Origin of the sequence: Streptomyces sp. NPDC058964 (assembly GCF_042741275.1) — a bacterium.
Classification (GTDB): domain Bacteria; phylum Actinomycetota; class Actinomycetes; order Streptomycetales; family Streptomycetaceae; genus Streptomyces.
The window spans coordinates 1-20,327 of sequence record NZ_JBHYKH010000116.1 but is presented as its reverse complement, the minus strand read 5'-3'; the positions used below and the strand labels follow the sequence as shown (position 1 = coordinate 20,327).

At 67.7% G+C, this 20,327-nt stretch carries 22 protein-coding genes and 1 tRNA gene; 4 read left to right on the top strand and 19 right to left on the bottom strand.

The genetic code is table 11. From position 1 onward, the window contains the following. Positions 1 to 52: 52 nt before the first annotated feature. The 5 genes from thrC to ACFW2E_RS16945 form a co-directional block, all read right to left on the bottom strand. The gene (thrC, locus tag ACFW2E_RS16965) at positions 53 to 1,111 is read right to left on the bottom strand and encodes a threonine synthase (protein WP_384467090.1); all 1,059 of its coding nucleotides are present in this window, start codon (positions 1,109 to 1,111) and stop codon (positions 53 to 55) included. Positions 1,112 to 1,117: 6 nt separating this feature from the next. After that, entirely contained in the window at positions 1,118 to 2,410 is a 1,293-nt protein-coding gene (locus ACFW2E_RS16960) for a homoserine dehydrogenase (protein WP_384467088.1), read from the bottom strand. A gap of 194 nt (positions 2,411 to 2,604) precedes the next feature. Continuing rightward, positions 2,605 to 3,996: a diaminopimelate decarboxylase gene (gene lysA, locus ACFW2E_RS16955; protein ID WP_384467086.1), complete on the bottom strand. Its 1,392-nt coding sequence runs from the start codon at positions 3,994 to 3,996 to the stop codon at positions 2,605 to 2,607. A 48-nt stretch (positions 3,997 to 4,044) separates the two neighbouring features. Then, positions 4,045 to 5,025, bottom strand: coding sequence for an ArgS-related anticodon-binding protein NrtL (nrtL, locus tag ACFW2E_RS16950; protein ID WP_384467084.1), 981 nt, complete (start codon positions 5,023 to 5,025; stop codon positions 4,045 to 4,047). 476 nt (positions 5,026 to 5,501) lie between these two features. Further along, positions 5,502 to 5,957: a response regulator gene (locus tag ACFW2E_RS16945; RefSeq protein WP_384467082.1), complete on the bottom strand. Its 456-nt coding sequence runs from the start codon at positions 5,955 to 5,957 to the stop codon at positions 5,502 to 5,504. A gap of 194 nt (positions 5,958 to 6,151) precedes the next feature. On the opposite strand from ACFW2E_RS16945, the gene ACFW2E_RS16940 reads away from it, so the two are divergent. Further along, a tRNA-Arg gene (locus ACFW2E_RS16940) sits at positions 6,152 to 6,223 on the top strand. A gap of 253 nt (positions 6,224 to 6,476) precedes the next feature. Beyond that, on the top strand, positions 6,477 to 7,226 hold the full coding sequence (locus ACFW2E_RS16935) for a hypothetical protein (RefSeq protein WP_384467080.1): 750 nt from the start codon (positions 6,477 to 6,479) through the stop codon (positions 7,224 to 7,226). Between the two features lie 45 nt (positions 7,227 to 7,271). On the opposite strand, the gene ACFW2E_RS16930 is transcribed toward ACFW2E_RS16935, so the two are convergent. The 14 genes from ACFW2E_RS16930 to ACFW2E_RS16865 all read right to left on the bottom strand — a co-directional run bounded on the left by ACFW2E_RS16930 (position 7,272) and on the right by ACFW2E_RS16865 (position 17,015). Then, positions 7,272 to 8,126, bottom strand: a complete 855-nt coding sequence (locus ACFW2E_RS16930) for a nuclease-related domain-containing protein (RefSeq protein ID WP_384467078.1) — start codon at positions 8,124 to 8,126, stop codon at positions 7,272 to 7,274. A 187-nt stretch (positions 8,127 to 8,313) separates the two neighbouring features. Then, positions 8,314 to 9,687, bottom strand: a complete 1,374-nt coding sequence (locus ACFW2E_RS16925) for a tyrosine-type recombinase/integrase (RefSeq protein ID WP_384467076.1) — start codon at positions 9,685 to 9,687, stop codon at positions 8,314 to 8,316. Continuing rightward, positions 9,684 to 9,878 (bottom strand): AlpA family transcriptional regulator, encoded by a 195-nt coding sequence (locus tag ACFW2E_RS16920; RefSeq protein ID WP_125214118.1) that lies wholly within the window; start codon positions 9,876 to 9,878, stop codon positions 9,684 to 9,686. The genes ACFW2E_RS16925 and ACFW2E_RS16920 overlap by 4 nt, the downstream gene beginning before the upstream one ends. Continuing rightward, positions 9,854 to 11,173 (bottom strand): replication initiator, encoded by a 1,320-nt coding sequence (locus ACFW2E_RS16915; RefSeq protein ID WP_384467074.1) that lies wholly within the window; start codon positions 11,171 to 11,173, stop codon positions 9,854 to 9,856. Before ACFW2E_RS16915 ends, ACFW2E_RS16920 begins: the two co-directional genes overlap by 25 nt. Positions 11,174 to 11,304: 131 nt before the next feature. Next, positions 11,305 to 11,562: a SpdD protein gene (locus ACFW2E_RS16910; protein WP_384467072.1), complete on the bottom strand. Its 258-nt coding sequence runs from the start codon at positions 11,560 to 11,562 to the stop codon at positions 11,305 to 11,307. Positions 11,563 to 11,576: 14 nt separating this feature from the next. After that, entirely contained in the window at positions 11,577 to 11,771 is a 195-nt protein-coding gene (locus ACFW2E_RS16905) for a hypothetical protein (protein WP_384467070.1), read from the bottom strand. Positions 11,772 to 11,781: 10 nt separating this feature from the next. Then, positions 11,782 to 11,973 carry a mobile element transfer protein gene (locus tag ACFW2E_RS16900; RefSeq protein ID WP_384467068.1) on the bottom strand — a complete coding sequence of 64 codons (192 nt, stop codon included), beginning with the start codon at positions 11,971 to 11,973 and terminating at the stop codon, positions 11,782 to 11,784. After that, a complete protein-coding gene (locus ACFW2E_RS16895) occupies positions 11,973 to 12,164 on the bottom strand; it encodes a hypothetical protein (RefSeq protein ID WP_384467066.1) in 192 nt (63 codons plus the stop codon). Before ACFW2E_RS16895 ends, ACFW2E_RS16900 begins: the two co-directional genes overlap by 1 nt. A gap of 19 nt (positions 12,165 to 12,183) precedes the next feature. Continuing rightward, positions 12,184 to 12,804: a DUF2637 domain-containing protein gene (locus ACFW2E_RS16890; protein ID WP_384467064.1), complete on the bottom strand. Its 621-nt coding sequence runs from the start codon at positions 12,802 to 12,804 to the stop codon at positions 12,184 to 12,186. A gap of 83 nt (positions 12,805 to 12,887) precedes the next feature. Further along, positions 12,888 to 14,261, bottom strand: coding sequence for an FtsK/SpoIIIE domain-containing protein (locus ACFW2E_RS16885; RefSeq protein ID WP_384467062.1), 1,374 nt, complete (start codon positions 14,259 to 14,261; stop codon positions 12,888 to 12,890). Between the two features lie 5 nt (positions 14,262 to 14,266). Continuing rightward, positions 14,267 to 14,617, bottom strand: a complete 351-nt coding sequence (locus ACFW2E_RS16880) for a hypothetical protein (RefSeq protein ID WP_384467060.1) — start codon at positions 14,615 to 14,617, stop codon at positions 14,267 to 14,269. Positions 14,618 to 14,743: 126 nt separating this feature from the next. After that, positions 14,744 to 15,472 (bottom strand): GntR family transcriptional regulator, encoded by a 729-nt coding sequence (locus ACFW2E_RS16875; RefSeq protein ID WP_384467058.1) that lies wholly within the window; start codon positions 15,470 to 15,472, stop codon positions 14,744 to 14,746. A gap of 86 nt (positions 15,473 to 15,558) precedes the next feature. Further along, a complete protein-coding gene (locus ACFW2E_RS16870; RefSeq protein ID WP_384467056.1) occupies positions 15,559 to 15,996 on the bottom strand; it encodes an ATP-binding protein in 438 nt (145 codons plus the stop codon). A 278-nt stretch (positions 15,997 to 16,274) separates the two neighbouring features. Continuing rightward, positions 16,275 to 17,015, bottom strand: a complete 741-nt coding sequence (locus tag ACFW2E_RS16865; protein WP_384467055.1) for a GntR family transcriptional regulator — start codon at positions 17,013 to 17,015, stop codon at positions 16,275 to 16,277. 90 nt (positions 17,016 to 17,105) lie between these two features. Here ACFW2E_RS16865 and ACFW2E_RS16860 point away from each other — a divergent pair, with 90 nt between their 5' ends. After that, the gene (locus ACFW2E_RS16860) at positions 17,106 to 18,200 is read left to right on the top strand and encodes a DUF1152 domain-containing protein (RefSeq protein WP_384467053.1); all 1,095 of its coding nucleotides are present in this window, start codon (positions 17,106 to 17,108) and stop codon (positions 18,198 to 18,200) included. A 464-nt stretch (positions 18,201 to 18,664) separates the two neighbouring features. After that, positions 18,665 to 20,239 carry an SIR2 family protein gene (locus ACFW2E_RS16855; protein ID WP_384467051.1) on the top strand — a complete coding sequence of 525 codons (1,575 nt, stop codon included), beginning with the start codon at positions 18,665 to 18,667 and terminating at the stop codon, positions 20,237 to 20,239. Positions 20,240 to 20,327 lie beyond the last annotated feature (88 nt).

Here is a 20,327-nt window from a genome sequence, read left to right as displayed (position 1 = left end):
GCCCCCGGCCCCGCGCGGGGGCGCGGGGGGCCGCCCCCCCCCCCCCCCCGGCTCAGGCCAGTCCCAGCCGCTCGGCCGCCGTGGCCGCGTCGACCGGAACGGTGACCGGCTGCGGGGCACCCGCGACGGCCCAGTCCGGGTCCTTGAGGCCGTTCCCGGTGACCGTGCACACGATCCGCTGGCCCGGGTCGACCTTGCCCTGCTCGGCGGCCTTCAGCAGACCGGCCACGGACGCGGCCGAGGCGGGCTCCACGAAGACACCCTCCTGAGCGGCCAACAGCCGGTAGGCGCGCAGGATTTCACGGTCCGTCACCTCGTCGATGAGGCCGCCGGACTCGTCCCGCGCCGCCAGGGCGTACTGCCAGGACGCAGGGTTGCCGATGCGGATGGCGGTGGCGATGGTCGACGGGTCCTTCACGATCTCGCCGCGCACGATCGGGGCGCTGCCCGAGGCCTGGAAGCCCCACATACGGGGCGTCCTGGTGGCCACGCCGTCGGCGGCGTACTCCCGGTACCCCTTCCAGTACGCGGTGATGTTGCCCGCGTTGCCCACCGGCAGCACATGGATGTCGGGGGCGTCGCCCAGCATGTCCACGATCTCGAAGGCCGCGGTCTTCTGCCCCTCGATGCGCACCGGGTTCACCGAATTGACCAGCGCCACCGGGTAGTTGTCGCTCAGATTACGGGCGAGCGTGAGGCAGTCGTCGAAGTTGCCGTCGACCTGGAGGATCTTCGCACCGTGCACGAGGGCCTGGCCCATCTTGCCGAGCGCGATCTTCCCCCGCGGAACCAGTACGGCGGAGACCATCCTGGCCCGCACGGCGTACGCGGCGGCGGAGGCGGACGTATTGCCCGTGGAGGCGCAGATGACGGCCTTGGCCCCCTCCTCCTTGGCCTTGCTGATGGCCATGGTCATACCGCGGTCCTTGAAGGACCCGGTGGGGTTCGCGCCCTCCACCTTGAGGTGGACCTCGCAGCCCGTGCGCTCGGAGAGCACCTGCGCGGGCACGAGGGGCGTGCCGCCCTCGCGGAGCGTCACGACCGGCGTGGTGTCGGATACCGGCAGCCGGTCCCGGTACTCCTCGATGATTCCGCGCCACTGGTGGGTCATTGCTGGTTACTCTCCTTCAACCCGCATGATGCTGGCGACACCCCGCACGGTGTCGAGCTTGCGCAGCGCCTCGACGGTCCCGGTCAGGGAGGCGTCGGACGCGCGGTGGGTGACGACGACGAGGGACGCCTCGCCGTCCTTGCCCTGCTGCCGAACCGTATCGATCGACACCCCGTGCTCGGCGAACACGGTCGCCACCTGGGCCAGTACGCCCGGTTTGTCGGCGACGTCCAGGCTGATGTGGTATCGCGTGACGACGTCGCCCATGGGCGAGACGGGCAGCGCGGCGTACGCCGACTCACCGGGCCCCGTCGCGCCGTTGAGCCGGTTGCGGCACACGGCGACGAGGTCGCCGAGGACGGCGGAGGCGGTGGGGGCGCCGCCGGCGCCCGGACCGTAGAACATGAGCTGGCCGGAGGCGTCCGACTCGACGAACACGGCGTTGTACGCGCCGCGCACGGAGGCGAGCGGGTGGCTCAGCGGGATCATCGCGGGGTGCACGCGCGCGGTGACCGAGCCCCCGTCCGCCGCCCGCTCACAGATGGCGAGCAGCTTGATGGTGCAGCCCATCTCCTTCGCCGAGGCGAAGTCGGCGGCGGTGACCTCGGTCATGCCCTCGCGGTACACGTCGTCGAGGCGCACCCGCGTGTGGAAGGCGATGCCGGCGAGGATCGCGGCCTTGGCTGCGGCGTCGAAGCCCTCGACGTCGGCGGTGGGGTCGGCCTCCGCGTACCCGAGGGCGGTGGCCTCGTCCAGCGCCTCCTGGTACCCGGCTCCCGTGGAGTCCATCTTGTCGAGGATGAAGTTGGTCGTGCCGTTGACGATCCCGAGCACCCGGTTGACCTTGTCACCGGCGAGGGACTCGCGCAGCGGCCGGATCAGCGGGATGGCGCCGGCGACGGCGGCCTCGTAGTAGAGGTCCTTGTCGTTCTCCTCGGCGGCGGCGTGCAGGGCGGCCCCGTCCTGGGCCAGCAGCGCCTTGTTGGCGGAGACGACGGACGCGCCGTGCTCGAAGGCGGTGGTGATCAGGGAACGTGCGGGCTCGATCCCGCCGATGACCTCGACCACGACGTCGATGTCGCCGCGTTTGACGAGGGCGGTGGCGTCGGTGGTGACGAGGGCCGGGTCGATGCCCTCGCGCACCTTGGACGGCCGCCGGACCGCGACGCCCGCCAGTTCGACCGGGGCACCGATCCGCGCGGCGAGGTCGTCGGCGTGCGTCGTCATGATGCGCGCCACCTCTGAGCCGACAACCCCACAGCCCAGCAGCGCCACCTTCAGCGGACGCGTACGCATCATCCGACCTCGTTTCCTCATACCGTCTACGGTTCGACCAGTCTCACTCACCGGACGGGAGTTTCTACCCTTCGTCCGGATCGTGAGACATCTATTTCATTTTGGCGGGACGGGTGGACCGGAGATCTTCCGGCCCTCCGCGCCCCGGTTCCGGGCCCTCTTCTTCGGCCCGCGTCTTCGGTCCTCTTCTTCGGTCCTCATCCGACGTCGAGACGCAGGAGGTCCTCCTCCGTCTCGCGGCGGACGATCACCCGCGCCTCGCCGTCGCTCACCGCGACGACGGGCGGCCGGAGCACGTGGTTGTAGTTGCTGGCCATGGAACGGCAGTACGCGCCCGTGGCCGGCACCGCGATCAGGTCACCCGGTGCCAGATCGGCCGGCAGGAAGGCGTCCTTGACCACGATGTCCCCGCTCTCGCAGTGCTTGCCGACGACTCGCGCGAGCATCGGCTCGGCGTCCGAGGTACGGGAGACGAGGCAGACGCTGTACTCGGCGTCGTAGAGCGCGGTGCGGATGTTGTCGGACATGCCGCCGTCGACGGAGACGTACGTACGCAGCCCGTCGAGCGGCTTGATGGTGCCGACCTCGTACAGCGTGAAGGCGGTCGGTCCGACGATGGCCCGCCCCGGCTCGACGGAGATACGAGGAGTCCGCAGCCGGGCGGCATCGCACTCGCGGCTGACGATCTCCGTGAGCGCCTTGGCGATCTCATGGGGCTCGCGGGGGTCGTCGTCGCTGGTGTAGGCGATGCCGAGCCCGCCGCCGAGGTCGATCTCGGGCAGCTCGACACCGTGCTCGTCGCGGATGTCCTTCAGCAGCCCCACCACACGGTGTGCCGCGACCTCGAACCCGGACATGTCGAAGATCTGCGAGCCGATGTGGCTGTGGATCCCGATCAGCTCGAGCCCGTCGAGCTGGAGCGCCCGCCGCACGGCCTCGGCGGCCTGACCGCCGGCCAGCGGAATCCCGAACTTCTGGTCCTCGTGGGCGGTGGCGATGAACTCGTGGGTGTGCGCCTCGACGCCCACGGTGATACGGATCTGCACGCGCTGCCGCCTGCCGAGCGACTGGGCGACGTGGGCGACCCGCACGATCTCCTGGAAGGAGTCGAGAACGATCCGTCCCACACCGGCCTCGACGGCCCGCTCGATCTCGGCCACGGACTTGTTGTTGCCGTGGAAGGCGATGCGGTCGGCGGGCATCCCGGCGGACAGGGCGGTGGCCAGCTCACCGCCCGAGCACACGTCGAGGTTGAGCCCCTCCTCGTGCAGCCACCGCACGACGGCCCGCGACAGGAAGGCCTTCCCGGCGTAGAAGACGTCGGCGTCGTGCCCGAAGGCGGTGCGCCAGGCACGCGCCCGCGCCCGGAAGTCGGCCTCGTCGAGGACGTAGGCGGGGGTACCGAACTCCTCCGCGAGCCGCTTGACGTCGATACCGCCGACGGTGACGACGCCATCGGCGCCACGGGCGACCGTCTGGGCCCACACCTTGGCGTCCAGGGCGTTGAGGTCGGCGGGCGGCGCGGAATAGTGGCTCTCGGTGAGGACGTCGGCGTGACGGGGCCCGGCGGGGTGTGCGGAACGGCTCATGTCTGTGGCTCTCTGTGGGCTCTCCGGGCGCTCGCTCTACGGGCGCGCTCAGAGGTGGTCGGGTGCGTCGATGCCGAGCAGGGACAGGCCACCGGCCAGCACCGTCCCGGCGGCTTCGGCGAGGGCGAGCCGGGCGCGGTGGGTGGCCGAGGGTTTCTCCTCGCCGCGGGGCAGCACGGCGGGCAGGAAGGGCAGGACGGCATCGGCGAGGGTGACGAGATGCCGGGCGAGCCGGTCCGGGGCACGGTGGGTGGCGGCCGCGGTGAGGATGCGGGGGTGGTCGGCGAGGGCGGTGACGAGATCACGCACGTCGAGGTCCGTCACCTCGCCCGGGTCGGCCTCGAAGCCGAGGCGGGCGGCGTTGCGGCCGAGGGCCCGGGTGCGGGCGTGCGCGTAACGGACCCGGAAGAGGGGGTTGCCCTCGCGCTGGACCAGGTGGTCGGCGGTGATCCGGGGCCGGTCGTGCGCGGCGGGGTGGAGCAGGGCCCAGCGGGCGGCGTCGGGACCGAGCGGGGCGGGGTCCTCCGGAGCGGGGACGGGACGCAGGTTGACGGGCTCCCGGTGGTCGATCTCGACCCGCCCGCCCTGAGCGGCCACGATCCGCACGAGCGCGTCGGCGACGACCTCGGCACGGGCCTCGTAGGGCACACGCACCTCGACGACCTGCCCCGCCAGTGCATCCCCGTGCCCGTACACCGGCCCCTGCTCCCGGATCTCCCGTACGAGCGCGGCGACGGGCTCGGCCGCGCCTCTCAGGCTGATGTTGATGAACCCGGGCCCGGTGACGACGACGTCCCCGACCCCGTCCTCCCCCACGAGATGCGGCCGGAGGATCTCGGCGACCCGGTGCGCCGGCTGCCCGGCCGGACGGGCGAGCTGGAGCGCGACGTTGGTGGCGTAGTCGCCACACCCTCCGGGCCCGGGCACGGTCACCACGACCCGCTCGGGCACGGCCACACTCAGCGCCCCCTCGTCAACGGCACGACGCACCGCGCGCAGCACGGTACGGGAGAGCTCGACGGGGGTCACGGGACAAGCGTATGGGAGGAGGGGGGTGGGTATGCGAGCCGGTTTACGGAAGGTCCGGGATGTGGACGGGGGGCCTGGGGTGCCGGGCGCGTCGGGCGCGTCGGGCGGGGCCGGCGTGCCGGGCGGGGCCGAGGGGTGCGGGCATGCTGAGCACGGGGACGGGGTACGGGCCCGTGCTCACAGTAGGGGCACGGGGCACGGGGTGCGGGGTGCGGGCGTGCTGAGCACGGGTGGCAGGCGAGCCGGGTGGGGGTATGGGCTGTGCAGGCGAGCCGGGCGGGGGTAGGGGTTGTGCCGGCGTGGGTCGAGGAGCGGGCCACGGGTCGGGGAGCGGCGCTCCGGGGGTCGGGGGTCGGGGAGCGGTCCGGGGGCCGGGGGCCGGGGACGGCCTGGACGGCGGGGCCGACGGAGGTCGACGCACACCACCCTCCCCCACTCAGCAACCGTCTGCCGCCGGGACGGGTCCTCAGCCGTCCTCAGCCACTGCTCCGACCGGCGCGCTCCGCCGAGAACTCGGCGTCCTCGCTACCGAAGGACTCACCGTCGAAAGCCTCGCCCTCACCCTCCACGCCGGATGCTCCCTTCCTCCCGCGCTCGATCAAGTGCCGGACGAGGCTGACGAGTTCGGCGGGCTCGAAGGGTTTGGCGAGAAACGCGTCGACGCCGACGTCGAGACCGCTCTCGACCTCGTACTGCGTACAGGCGCTGACGATGGCAAGGGGAAGATCCCGAGTCACCGGGTCGGCACGCAACCGGGCGGCGGTCCGCAACCCGTCCAGCCGCGGCATGACCACGTCCAGAGTCACGACGTCGGGGCGCACCTCATGCACCACATCCAGACACTCGGCACCATCGGCCGCGGTCACGACCTCGAGCCCCTCCAGCTCAAGATTGACCCTGATCAGCTGCCGGATGACCTTGTTGTCGTCCACAACAAGCACCCGGCCCGACGCGCCCGGCACAACTCGAGAGTAGGTCGGCACCAGCCACCGCGTCCGGCTTTTCCCCACTTCCACCCCACGCGGGTGAGCCGCCCCGCCCGGCCGCCATAAACCCGTTCATGAACACCCCGGCAGAGCTGGTAGTGTTCTACCCGTCGCCGCGAGCAAGCAGCTCAACGCCAGACGCCCCCGTAGCTCAGGGGATAGAGCAACGGCCTCCGGAGCCGTGTGCGCAGGTTCGAATCCTGCCGGGGGCACCCAGCATGAGGTGCCCAAAGACCCCGTCACCAGCGGAAACGCTGAGGCCGGGGTCTTCGCGTATGTGCAGGCGTATGCGGCCCGGAGCGGGCGTATGTCGGAGGCTGTGGACGAGGCGTGGACGGGATCTTGGGGCATCGTCGCAGGTCGCTGGCTGCTGACTGGCCCTGGGCTCGGCTTGCCCTCAAGGTCGGGCGACCGGCACGGCCCCAGCCGTGAGGTCCGGAGCAGCCGACTGCTTAGATCGCTGGCATGACGGACTGGTCCCAGCTCCACCACGCCTACGGCACGGCGGAAGACATTCCCGGCCTGCTCGACGCAGTGAGCCCGGCCCCGAAGGACTCAGGATGGGCCGACCTTTGGTCCCGGCTGTGCCATCAAGGGACCGTCTACTCAGCGAGCTACGCGGCCCTGCCCGCCCTGCGCGACATGGCACGCCAGTGGTCACCCGCGGACAGACAGATGCCACTCACGCTCGCCGGCGCCATCGCAGCCAGCACTGATCGGCCATACGAGGAGCAAGATCCCCACGTGGCCTACGCCTCGGAGATGTCGGACCTGGTGCAACTGACCGAGGAAGCTCTTCGGGATCCCATCCTCGCCAACGACCCCGCTACTTACGTCTACCTGCTGGCTGCGCTCCTCAGCTTCGAGGGGGACGAGGTCTGGGGTGAGCAGCTCGACGGACTGAACGACGATGAGTTCGAAGTCCCGTGCCCCTCGTGCAGCACGGAGAACTTCGTAGCTTTCGGCGAGTACGGCTTCTTCTCGACCACGGACAGCATGTACATGAACGAGACCACGGCAAGGAAAATGCCGCTGCAGCCTGCGGACACCTCAGCCCTGGAGGGGCTGGCCCAAAGGCTCCACAGTCGCGCACTCGCAGACGGTCAGACGACTGTCGCGCATAAGTTGACCTACGTTTTCGGCAAAACACAGTGCGCCGAGTGCGACGAGGTCTTCAGCGTCGCGGAAGCCATCACCACTCGCTGGGACGCGTGAAATACGGGACTGGCAAAGTGGAGCCTCTTGCTGAGGCACCTCGAATCAGGCATTGCTCCAAGCTTGGCGATGGCGAGCCACGCTGTAGACCTGCTCCACCTGGTCGGTCGTGAGCACGCCTGAGAGCGGAGCGAGTGCAGATAACTGGCGCTCCTGGTACACCCGGACATCGAGCTGCGTAGCGACCACCTTCAGCTCGGTGACACCGACGAAGACGAGCACCGGCTCCACCGGCACCGGGAAGTCGCAATAGCGCTCAAGCACTCGGGCGACGCGCTTGGCCTCCGCCCGGCTCTTGCGTGCGTAGGGCGCCGGTTTCCCGCGATCGACTGTCACCGAATCGTCCCCGACCCACACCGCCCTCCTGTCGTGGTGCTTCGTATTGATGCTGAACACTCCACCAGGCCCGATCAATAAGTGATCGATATCCACTTTGTTGGCCAAGGGGATGGAGTGCAGCACGCACCAGCCGTGGCGCCCCAAGCGGTTGAGCTCGGCTCCTACTCGCCGCTCCCCCGCCAACCCCTTTCGCCAGGAGTCCCATTCCGAGGGGCGCCGCAGAAGCCGTGAGACGACTCGCTCCATCAGCCCGGGGCCGGATTCGGCGAGCAGATCACGCAAGGACCGCCCGGGAGGGTTGACGGCCAGGTCGTCGGCCGGCGCCAGAGGGGGCAGCATCGGACGCGCCTGAGCCTCCGGCGCCCTGCCCGACGAGACCGGCTCGGTGAGGTTCTGTAAGTGCTTCGTGAGTACGGCGATCACGTCGTCGCGATGCTCGGCCCGTAAGACCGTGATGTCCCCCGTCGTGACGTCCGCCCAACCAACCGCGGTGCCGTCAGGCAGGTTGGCGTACAGACGATCATGCCCGTACCGCTTCCAGCGCGTGACGTGCAGCTCCACAAGGCCCCCTGTGCTCTCGCGTTGGCGTTGCCGACATGCCAGCAGCAAGCGCGAGGAGGCCACAAGACCGCAGGGCAAGTAACGCGACCCAGCTCGTCCTTTCCGGACGCAGCATCGGCGCAGGTAGCACAAGACGAGGGAGGCCCCAGGCGACATGCCTGAGGCCTCAGTGTGGGTGCAGGTTGTCTCACTCGTACTCGCGGAGCAGGTCCTCGATGCGCCGGTTGGCCACGTCCTGCCGTCCGTCGAGGCACTTCGCGTACCGGGTCAGCAGGACCTCAACGCTGTTGCCGGCGCGCTCGGCAACCTCGGTGGGATCCACTCCGGCATTGAGCCACGTCGACAGCGCCGAGTGCCGAAGATCGTACGGCCTACTGGCGAGCGGCGAAGCCGCGACAGCCGGCGGAAGCGCCAGGAGTCGAGCCTCCTGCCACAGGCGGTAGTAGGTCGAGGACGGGACAACCGAACCCTTTTCACTGAAGAAGAGCCGCCCGTCTTCCGCCGTGCCGAACGTGGCCAGGTGCTCGCGCAGCACGGCGACGAGCTGGGGCGGGATGGGCACACGCCGAACATCCTCGGTCGGCCGATTCTTGAGCCCGCGGTCGTCGTGTGTCTCCCCTGAATCGGTCCATTGCTTGCCCACGGAAGGACGTGTCCGATGGAGCAGCGCCGAGCCCCAACCGTGCTCGGGCAGCACCAGGTCAGTCTCGACCAGGCCGACTGCCTCTGCGGGCCGGAGGCCACCGAAGTACATCGCCGCGAACAGCCCGACGAGGCGCCGGCCGCGAGCACGTCGGTAGCCGCCCACGTAGGACACCGCCGCCAGGAGGTTGCGTGCCTGCTCCGGATTGGCGACAACGCGCGGATCGACCTGGTTCGAAACCTTCGGCTTTTGCCAGCAAACCGCCGTGATCGGATTCTCACGGAGCTCCCCCAGGTCAACTGCGTAGTTCGCGGCGTTGACGAGAGTCCGTCGCTTACGCCGCACAGTCTCAGCGGCGGCCGCGGTGCCGTCGAGCTTCAGCTTCAGCCCGTCGAGCACCGCACGGGCCGTTGCCGGCTCAGCGAGATCCGCAAGCGGCCGGGATGCCTTGGCCACCCAGTGCAGAACGTTTCGAACGTGATCCGGAACCTCCCGGTCGTTGGGCCCCGGCATCACGAAGGCCCAGTTGCGTAAGGCCCTGCGGATCTCCTCGTCGGACGGCCGTCCTGCGCGCTCCACGAGCAGTTCCATGGTCACGCTGGTAAGTGATTCGTTGATGCCGTCGCGCGTATTGGGCGCAGCATGGGGCCATTTCATCGCGAGGTACCTGAGGGCGAAGCCGTACCAGGACAACGGCGACTTCTTCTGTTCCATCGAGGCTGGAAGACCAGCCTCCGTGTCGAACTCTTCGCCGCCCCGCATGGCGCTCATGAGCTTCACTCGGTAGTGATCAGCGAGCGCCTTGGTACGGAACGAGTCCGAGAAGACGTTGCCCGCGACAGACCAGCGCACTCCGTACGACGGCGTCTTGGTGTCCCGCTTACGTACGCCCCAGACCTTGACGTCGAGAGACTTCACGCAGCCTCCTCCAGCTGTCGGAGCCACGAGGCGAAGTCACTACGCCAGACCCGAAGCTCACCGTTGGGGAGCTTGAACGCGGCCGGCCCCTGTCCCAGCTCGCGCCAGCGGTAAAACGTCCGCCGAGAAACGCCGCCCAGCTCGGCCAGGACTTGGCGAACAGTCATCAGTTCGTCGCGGCGGGCATCCATGTCGGTTCTCCTTCCGTTCCGGGGGCGGGCTCGAGAGATTCGGCAAGCCAGGCTTCGGCGCTCGACAGGCCGGTGCCGGCGAAGACCCAGTGCGCGAGGACGAGCGTGGTCTCACCGTCCTGCGGGACGGGCGGTGCAGCTTGGGCCCGGCGCCAGTCGGCGCGGGCGTCGCGGAGGGCGCCGAGGGTGGTGGAGTAGCGGCGGGACTTCGTGGAGAAGTGACCGCGGAAGCCGAGCATGTGAGCCCAGGCCCGCAGGCGGAGCTCTGCCAGCTCGGCACGGGCGCCCAACGTCCAAGCGGTTCGGATCAACCGCCGGGCGTGTTCGCTGATCTGGACCTGCGCCAGCTCAGCCAGGAATTTGATAGGCCGGTCCAGAGTGCCGGTCGCGGTCTCTGCTCCCTTGGTGGCGTATTTGGCGATGTACGCCGCTACGGCCCGCTCGGTCAGCTCCTGGCCGTCGTCGAAGTCGGCGGAGCGGATCGTGCGGACGTCGAGCTGACGGCCGAAGACGAAGGTGTGGGGCCGCCCGTCGATCACCGGCCCGCCGACACGCGCCGCAGTGGCAGCTGCCCGAACGGCATCGGTCAGCAGCTCGGCGGTCGCCCAGCAGGGAGGAGCGGAGTCGCCACCCTCAGGGCCGTCGAGGCGGATCACGGCGTGGAAGTGGACGGCACCCCGCTTCTGGTATTCGGCCACCTTCGCGAAGGAGATCCGGGCATGGTTCCGGAAGGCTCGCTGAGTAAGGCCGGCCCGCTTGGCAACCTCACGGCGGAGGTAGATCGAGAACCGCCGCCACAGTGCACCCGCGTGCGCGTTCCATAGCACGGCCGCCTCGTAGTCGTAGGAGTCCGGGTCGAGTGGCATCCCCAGGACAGCGTCACCTTCCTCGTGCCGGACGCCGCAACGGCAGTTCCGGCCCCCGGAGGGTCGGTTGTGGACCGGGCCGAAGCTCGGGGCGGTGAAGGTGGCGAAGACGCGCGGGTGTGTTGCGACCTGCTCGGGCGTGCCCTTGCCGCCGCGGAGCCCGGCGGTGATCAGGTGGTAAGTGTCGCGACGGTAAGTCTCGGCGCAGGCCGCGCACCGGGTGGCGCGGCGGTTGTTGCAGCGGACGAGGAGCTGACCGGCGGGTAGAGCCGACGAGTCCAGGTGGTGCAGAACGCGGCCGATCTCGCCGGTCGTCTGGTCCACCGCGTACTCGGTACGGTGGCCGTCGAGGCGGACGGGGTGAGTGCAGCCGCCCAGTCCGGACAGTTGGTGGGCCAGCTCGGGCATGGTGCCGAGGGAGGCCAGCATGGAGAGTTCCGCCAGCGGGGGCGGAGTCTGCCGGGTGATGATGGCAGTTCCTTTCGGCTGTTGTGACGGTTGGGAGGGACGGTCCCGGGGCGGCGGGATGCTTGGCGGCTTGTTGCCACCCCGGTGGCCGGTCAGCGCTTGTGCGCGCTGCTGAGGAGGGAGCGCAGGACCACGGCGGCGACGGCCACGGACACGGCCGATACGGCGACTGCCGCCAGGAGCGCGGTGAGCACGATGCCGACGACGGCCACGGCGGCGACCGCGCCGACACCGACGCCCACGTACGGAGCGATTGGGCGGCCGGCCGCGGAGAACGGAGCTTGTGTCTGCTGAGGTGTGACGGTTGTCGTCGGCCGAGTCGGGATGTCGGGCAGCTTCGGGCGGAGCACGGCGAACCTCCTTGTCAGTGGTGGGTGCCGTCGACGACGCCGACCCCGGAACGGGTGCCGGACTCGATGGCGGGTGCGAGGAAGGTGTGCGAGAGCCAGAAGCCGAACAGCGCGATCACGACGGCGACCCAGAGCCGAACGCCGAGAAACTTGATCGCAGCCCAGGCGATGACGCCCAGGACGAAGACGAGCGGCAGTGAGACGGTCACGGGAGCTCCCTCAGCGGACGGCGCAGCGGTGGGTACGGGCGGCCAGCTCGGCGGCGGCACGGCTGTCGTAGTCAGTGGCGAAGCCACAGCGCGGAGCCGTGCAGGCGGCGGTGTGCTTCTCGCGGCCCCAACCGTCGTAGTAGGTGGCGACCTGAACGGGCCCTATGCGGGTGACGTTGCGGAAGCGGCGGTTGGCGGCCATCAGCGGGTCTCCTTCGGGGTTTCGCCGGTGAAGTCGGCGGCGTGCTCGGCCAGCCAGCGCAAGATCTCGTCGCCCTCGTAGCTGTCGGCGGCGAGGATCACGGGCTCGGCGATGAGCACGGCCTCGGTAAGGCGGTTCTGTCGGGTCAGCTCGGCGGCGCGTTGCAGCACGCGGAGCGTGGACGGACGCACGGTTGCAAGTCCTCCGGTGTCAGGTGAGTTGAGCGGCGATGACTTCGGCCAGCGGCATCGGGACACCGAGCCGGGCTCGAAGGGTCGAGGTGTCGATGGGCGTTCCGGTCCGGGCGCGGTGTTCGTCGGCGACCTTGCGCGCGAGCGTGACGAGCGCCGGCGGAACCGGGGGTGTGGAGGGTGGAGCCGGTTTCGGCTCGGCAGCGGGCGATTCAGGTGCAGAGGCAGGGGCGTCCGGGGCCATGGATTCCGGGACCGACTCACGACCCGCCTCTGCGGTGGCTCCGTGGGCGAGCAGCGTCCCGCCCAGGAAGGCGACCGCAGGCCATCCGGCGACGAGGATGCGTAGCCAGGCGGGTACGGCGCCCAGGTCGAGGAGCCCGGCCGTGGAGACGTTGGCACCGAGCGATGCGGTCAAGGCGACGAGGAACCAGCACCACCCAGCCCCTTTCGTCCCGCCGGAGCGGAGCCGCCGCCAGGCCGCCACCAACAGCAGGTCGACGGAGACCGGGTAGGCCCATGCCTTCCATCCGTGCTGTCCGGCAGCCGACGCCAGGTCGTGCAGATGGGCGAAGGAAAGCGCGGCGGCGATCACCGCTTGGACGAGCGCAGCGTCGAGGCGGACGGGCAAGGCACGCACGGCGCGACTCCTTCCGGTTCCAGGCATGGAGGGGGTAGGGACTTGGCACGAGACGGCCGTGCCGGCCGTGGGAACGCGGGCGGTTACTCGGCGACCGGGCGAGCAGTGGCCACAGGCCCGGATGCCTCAATCGGCATCGGCGGGACGTGAGGCCGGAAGGGATCGAGCCCCGGTACGTCGGGGGCGTGGTGAGCAGTCGCGCGGCAAGTTGCCGCAGCGTCGGCGAGGGAGAGGTACGGGGTACGAATACGTGACCAGCCGCCGGAGGTGTCACCGATAACGGCCAGACCGGGCAGCTCAGGGGCGATGGCGCAGGCTGCGAGGACCGCCTCAGGGGCGATGTCGCCGAGCGCCATCTTCGCCGAGGCCTCGTCGTTCACGCGGTGACAGACCCGGCCGGTCAGCTGAGCACGGAGCATGGTCGCGCCCTTGCCGAGTTCGGAACCGAAGCGCTGCCCGCAGACTTCGAGGTAGATTCCAGCGGCCCGACCGAGTTGGGCGAGCCGAATGAGCTGGGTGACCATTTCGTCCCGCCGTTCCTCCTCCTTCCGTGTCGCGACGAGGAAGAGCTCGGCCACCTCGTCGACGAAGAGGACGATCGGAGCGGGACATGCCTCCTCGGGTAGTCCCCAGATGTCCGAGGTGATCAGCTCTTCGGGGGTGCCGGGGTCGATGCCCTGCCGGGCCTTGATCAGGTCGTATCGGTCCTCCATTTCCTTCACGAGCACGGGAAGCAGTTCGGCCGCCTGGTCCGGGTCGGTCGCCAAGGCGGAGAGCCGGGGCCCGAAGGGTGCCAGCTCAACCCCGCGCTTGCAGTCGATTCCGACCAGGACCACCGGCTGGGCGGCAAGCCCGGCCAGCAGGTTCCGCAGGTACATGGACTTGCCCGAGAGCGTGGCGCCGAGCACCAGTTCATGGGGAACAGTCCGGTAGTCCCGCACAAACGCGGTCGCGTCTTCCCGTAACGCCACCGGGACCTGAAGCGGGCCGCCGTTGAGCCGACGGGGCATCCTCACCTTCCGCAGCACATCGAAGCCGACAAGCCGCAACTCGACGACGCCGGGCTTGATGTCCCGCACGTGGACGGCGTGGACGCCCCACGCATGCCGGAGGCGTTCAACGGAGGCCGCCACGTCTGCCGGCTCCTGGCCCGGGACAAGGCGCAGCCGCATCCGCAGGCCGGTCGTGGTGGGCCTGATCACGCCCCGACGAGGGGGCACCGGCCGGACCTCACGCCGGGTGGCCGTCCGAACGGCCAGCGCCCGCCACCGGGACGGCTGCACGGTCAGACCGCAGGCGTCCATGGTCGAGGAGTACGAGGCCAGCAGCCGGGCCACCGAGAGCGGCAGCCCGACCGTGGACCAGTACGCCGCCGGGTAGGCGCGCCGGGCGTAGGCGGCCCCACCTATGGCAGCGAGCGGACCACCCAGCTCGGCCAACGTCACCAGGTCCGTCACAGCGATCAGCCCGCCTGAGCCATCGAGAAGGCACCCGGAGCCACAGCGGTCGCCCGGTAGGCGATGCCGTGCCGCTCCTGGCCGTTGAACACGCTCTGCCACGGCCGCGCCACCAGGCCCGGCAGCGACACCGGAGCACCGACCGTCAGGCCCTCGGTCACTCCGCTTTCCGGGACAGTGACTTGGATCAGCGATGACTCGCCCTCGTCGATGTAGACGACACCGACGGTCATCAGCGCCTCACCGGTCACCGCATCCTTGGCGATCTCCCCGGTCTGCCGGTCGCGCACCTTCGGCGCCGGGGCCTCGGTGAGCAGGATCGTGGCGGTCGAGGCGTCAACTCGGATCACACGCACAGGAATTGCTCCTTCTAGGGTCGATCAACCTGCCGACCTGACAGGTTGACTTAGCAAGTTCGAAGCTAGAGATGACAGGTTGACTTGTCAAGTCACTATCGCGGGAGACTCGCCCGAAGGGCGGCATCAGCTCAGGCGGTAGGTGTCTTCAAGTTCCTGCCGGTCGGCAGGAAGAAGTACTTCAGAGGCCTGCAAGGACCGGCCAGAGGCGTCACAGGCGACGACCAAGACACTCAGCACAGGCATGCCACCTGGCAGCTCCAACAGCTCGGCTTCGCGCGCCTCGGGCAGCCGAGCCGACACGCGCTCGATCACGTGGTCGAAGCGGAACTTTTTCCGCACTTCGATATGTTCGCGGGTGCTCCCGCTCAGAGGCTGTCCGGACGCCAGCTCAGTGCCCTCGACCACGCCGGCAGGGAAGTACGACGAGACCAGCTCAACAGCTTCGCCGTCCTCTGTGACCAGGAAGCGGCGCACGAGAACCTCGGTCCTCTTCGGCAGGCCAAGCGACGAGGCGATTCGAGCAGGCACAGGCACGTGTGCGACCTCGATCAGTCGACCCAGACCCTGCGACTCGTCACGCTCCAGCGCCGCGCGCCCCCGCCGATCCTTCTGTTCGACGACTTCCGGACGGCCGCGGACGATCGTGCCGTAGCCCTGCCGAGACTCCAACCAACCGTCCCGCTTCAGCAGCTCCAGCGCGCGCACGACGGTTGGGCGGGACATCCCGAAGGCCTGCACCAGCTGGTTTTCACTCGGTACACGACTGCCCGGCGCGTAGGTGCCATCCTCGATACGGCGCTGAAGCGTCCGCGCGAGGCGCACGTACTTCGGTGGCTCCACTTCATACGCCATGAACGCCGCCTGTCGAGATTGGCCAAGTCAACTGGTCAACCAGACTAGCGCCAGATCCAAGGTGGCAGAAGGGGCGGGCTATCCCGTCACGCCGACCAGGCATCAGCCACCACGAAGGAGACGACCGTTCCGCCGAAGTGGCTGGGGCCGGAGTGCCATGAGTCGGCGATGGAGTCAACGAGGAGCAAACCCCGCCCGTGAGCATCGTTCGCTTCTGGATGACGCAGCCGTACGTTCGCCGGAAACCCTGGGTTGTGCACTTCGACGCGGAGCGAGGTTCCCTCCCGGAACCACTCGACCCGCACCAACCAGGGCTCGTCCGACTTCCCGTAGCAGATGGCGTTGGTCACCAGCTCCGAGATCATCAACGTGCAGTCGTCGACCGAGCAGGCGGGGTTGTGCGGAGCGATGAACTTCCGGAACCAGCGCCGGGCCCGGGGCACGGACTCCGGTACAGGGTGCAAGGTCATCGCCCCGAGTCGCGGTGAGTCCTGACAGGGGTACCGGTCGATCGTGTAGGCCATGTGTGCTCACTCCTTGCCGCTACCGTCGCAGTCGAGGCAGCGCCGCTTCGACGTGGCACGGTTGCGGTCATTGGCCGTGGCAAGCGCCAGCGCCGTTCGAGAGTCGACGCGCTTCCACCCACGCCCCCTGCACCCCCGGCAAGCTAACCGCGCGTCCTGCTCCGGCCGCCGACTCGTCACGTCGTGCCTCCTTCTCGCCCAAGTGGCCTTAGCCACTTTCTGGATAGTGGCATTAGCCACTTCGAGAGTGCAAGCGGTTCGGCGCAACTGGCGCGTCGTCAGGTGAGCGGATAGCCCTGCTCGAACGCCCAGCGGTGCGGCGGATAGGTGGCTTCGGCGAACTCCAGAGGCCGGTCCTGGAGGTCGAAGACCACGTGATGAACGATGAGGACCGCGGATCCTGGCTCCAACCGCAGGTCCGCCGCCTCCTCCTCCGTGGCGGGCCGAGCGCACATCCGGTCTTCGGCGTAGCTCCCTTGACGCCCCGTCATCCTCTCGACGTACATCAGCGTCCCTTCCTGGATCCGCTCAGGATCCATGAGCTTGGGCGCGCGCTGACCGACGTCTGGAGCGAACCATGAGGTGGAGAGCGTGATCGGACCGTCCTGGTTGTTCGTCACGCGCCGGCGGTGTACGGCTCGACGATCCTTCGCCAGACCCAAGGCCTCGCCCACGTAGTCCGGCGCATCCAGCCAACCGGCCGACGTGATCACCGCGTACTCTCCGGGCGTGTAGATCTTCCCCGTCTGCCGGGCACGCCCGTACAACTCCCTTGCGCGCCGGTTTACTTCGAGACTGCGCACGTAGGTGCCTGAGCCTTGACGCTTCTCGACCAGGCCCTGATGGCTCAGCGCTTCCAGCGACCGAGCGGCCGTGGGCCGCGACACCTTCCAGTCCGTGGCGAGCTGTCGTTCCGAGGGAACCTCATCCCCCGGGCGCAGGTCGCCCCGGAGAATCTGATCACGGATGTGGTGGGCAATCTGGAGATACTTCGGTTGAGCCTCTTCGATCTGAGGCATCTCCCCTCCTCCTAGTTCAACTGGCAACTGGCTATGGCCTCTAGCCACTATAGAGTGAGTGGCCAACCTGTAAACCCGTAGTCTGAGCGCATGAAGCGGTTAATCGTCGCAGCAGGAGGAGGAGGCGACGCAGTCGCCGCCGCCATGCTTCACGCCGCCCTCTACAGTGACGAGGGCCAGGCGGTGATCCTCACCTACGCCTGGGACCGCCTCCTGATCGACCCGGTACCGGGCCCGCGGCGCCCCTCCGACTTCACCGGCCTAAAACGCCTCACTCCGTCCACCTGGGCAGTGCCGGCACAGGCCCGTCCGGTCGCACCCGCCGACTCCACACTCCCCCGGCTCGCAGCAGAGCTCTCGCACACCTTCGCCCTGCTCGACCCCTACGGGGGAGCCGAAGGCCTCACCCACCAGCTCGAAGAGCTCGTGCACCGCTTGGAGCCCGAGTCGATCGACCTCTTGGACGTGGGTGGGGACATCCTCGCGCGGGGCGATGAGCCGACACTGAAGAGCCCACTCGGCGACGCCCTGTCGCTGGCCGCGTGCTGCCAAGTGAACGCTCCGGTGCGACTACTCGTCGCGGGACCGGGCCTGGACGGGGAACTCCTGCCGGAAGACCTGGCCGACACGCTCGGCCCCGTCGTCCACACCTTCACCCCGAGGGATGTGGAGGCGATCAGCTCAGTCATGGAGTGGCACCCGTCCGAAGCCACCGGGCTTCTCACGGCAACGGCCAGGGGCGTGCGAGGCACGTGCGAGATCCGAGACGCGGGACTCCCCGTACCGCTCACGGACGACAGTCCGACGGTGCACGAGGTCGACCTGGACGACGCCCTCAGCCGCAACCAGTTGGCCCGAGCCATCATGGCAACCGCGCATCTGGACGAGGCCGAGGCCTACAGCCGCGAAATCTGCGGTTACTCGGAAATCGACTACGAGCGCAACAAGGCTCTGTGGCTCAAGGAGCAGCAGCCGGCCAAGCTGGACCCCGCCGCGATCTGGGCCCAGCTCGACCAGTTCGAGAGCGAAGCCCGAGCCCGCGGAGTCACCCACACGACGTTCCGCCGCATCACCGAGGCACTGAACCTCAGCGGCTTGCAGCGCAACGACTTGCGGCAGCTCGTCATCAGCAGCCGGCCGGAGCAGTACGACGCGCCCCTGTGGCGCATCTCAGAGCCAACCTGAGTAACAACTTTCTTCACGGGTTCAAGGCGGCTCGCTCAGCTCCCCGCGCGCGGCCCGGCCCCCAGCCGGGCCTGCGCTCCTGTCTCCGCCCCGCTTCAGCCCGACCGGCGCCCGTGCCGCGCGCACAGCAATCAGCCGCTTGACGCCAGAAAAGGGATGCGTCGTGGCTGGGGCGGTCGGCTCCACGGCTTTACGGAGCCACTTTGGCGCGAGCCTCGAAGATCATGGCCCCAACGTCGTGCTTTACCAGGCAGGTCCACAGACTGCCCGACGCGCCGGAAGCTTACGGGGCCATGATCACTCACGCCAAAGCAGCGCCACCCCAAAGCGCTCCACCTACGCGAGTCGATGCCCACACCCATGGACATGCCCATGCCCACTACATCAAGATGATCAGTTCAATGTCCTGGAGAGCTGGTCAGACATACCATCAAATGAGGGCCAGTCAGCGTACAGTGCCCCGCATGACCGTAGTGCGCGCCAAGTTGGCCACCCACTTGCACAGACTCACGACACCGTTTCTGTTCGTCGGCTCGGGCCTGTCTCGGCGCTACATCGGTACAGAAGACTGGGAGGGCCTACTGCGTCGGTTCGCAAGCCTCACCCCTCGCCCCTACGAGTTCTACAAAACCAGCGCAGAGGGGCACCTGCCCTCCGTCGCGTCGAAGATTGCAGAGGTCTTTCACGAAATCTGGTGGGAAAAGGAGGAATTTTCTGCAAGCCGCAGAGATTACTCCTCCTCACTTCACGGCGTCGAATCCGCACTGAAGGTGGAGATCGCTAAGCACCTCTCAAAAATGCCGCCACTCGACACACTTACAGAGCCGCTGGCCACCGAAATTGACCTACTCAAGCAAGCGGTAGTCGATGGGATCATTACCACCAATTATGACCCCCTACTTGAGACGGTCTTTTCTGACTTTCACACATTCGCCGGGCAAGACGACTTGCTATTCTCCACCTCTCAGGGCATCGGAGAAATCTACAAAATCCACGGTAGCTACTCCAATCCCGACAGTCTAGTATTGACCGCCAAGGACTATGCAAATTTCGAAGAGAGAAACGCATACCTTGCAGCCAAGCTGATGACAATCTTCGTTGAACACCCAGTGATCTTCCTGGGCTACTCGCTCGGAGATCGCAATGTAGCGATGATCCTGCAGTCCATTGCAAAGTGCTTGACGCAAGAAAATATCGAAAACCTTAGAGACCGCCTCATTTTCGTTCAATGGGAACCCAGCGCTGAACCATCGGTCGATCCTTACACGATCATGATGGACGATTACCCTCTCTCAGTCCTAAAAGTCACGGTTAATGACTTTGTTGACGTCTTTACGGTGCTCTCAGAGCTGAAGAGGTCTTTTCCGGCTAAACTCTTGCGGCGACTCAAAGAGCAGGTCTACGACCTCGTTCTTGCCGACGACCCACACAATCGTCTGGTCGTCGCGGATATCGACGACAAAGCACAAAACGATGATATTGAAGTGGTGTTCGGCGTCGGGGTACATGCCAAGATCGGGAGGCAGGGGTACGTCGGACTCAAGCGATGGGACATTATCGAAGATGTCGTAGATGGAAAGTCCGAATTCGACGCTGCCGCAATAGTCGCTCAAGTGCTTCCAGGCCTACTGAAGGGTTCGGGGAATCTTCCTGTCTACAAGTACCTTGCAGAGTTCAATGCACTGGACGAGTCCGGCAACGTGAAAGCGGACCTCGGTATCGATTCCAGAATCCTGGCCATGGCCGAGAAAAGCAAGGGCGGGATCTCTACCGGAGAATGGCATAAAAGGAACTCATCCCGATTCCTGGAGGGGGTTACGGGCATCGCGGACCTTCTGGAAAAGAAGGGAGTGGAAGGGGTCATTAATTACGGGGTCTACCTGGATCCAGAGATTGTTTCGATCGACGAACTGCGTAGCTTCCTGGAGACGCATAAAGGTCTCAAAGGCGAAACCTGGGGTGCCACTCAGTACGTCAAACTTACATGCTTTCTTGACTGGCTTTCGTATGGACGTCGAAACCAGACGCAACCCGACTAAGGCTTGTCCCGTAACGATCTTGGAGTCGGGAGTGGCATGGGCGGCTGCAGTGCCGCCTGTTCGGCTATCCGGCGAGGGCGAGGTTGTG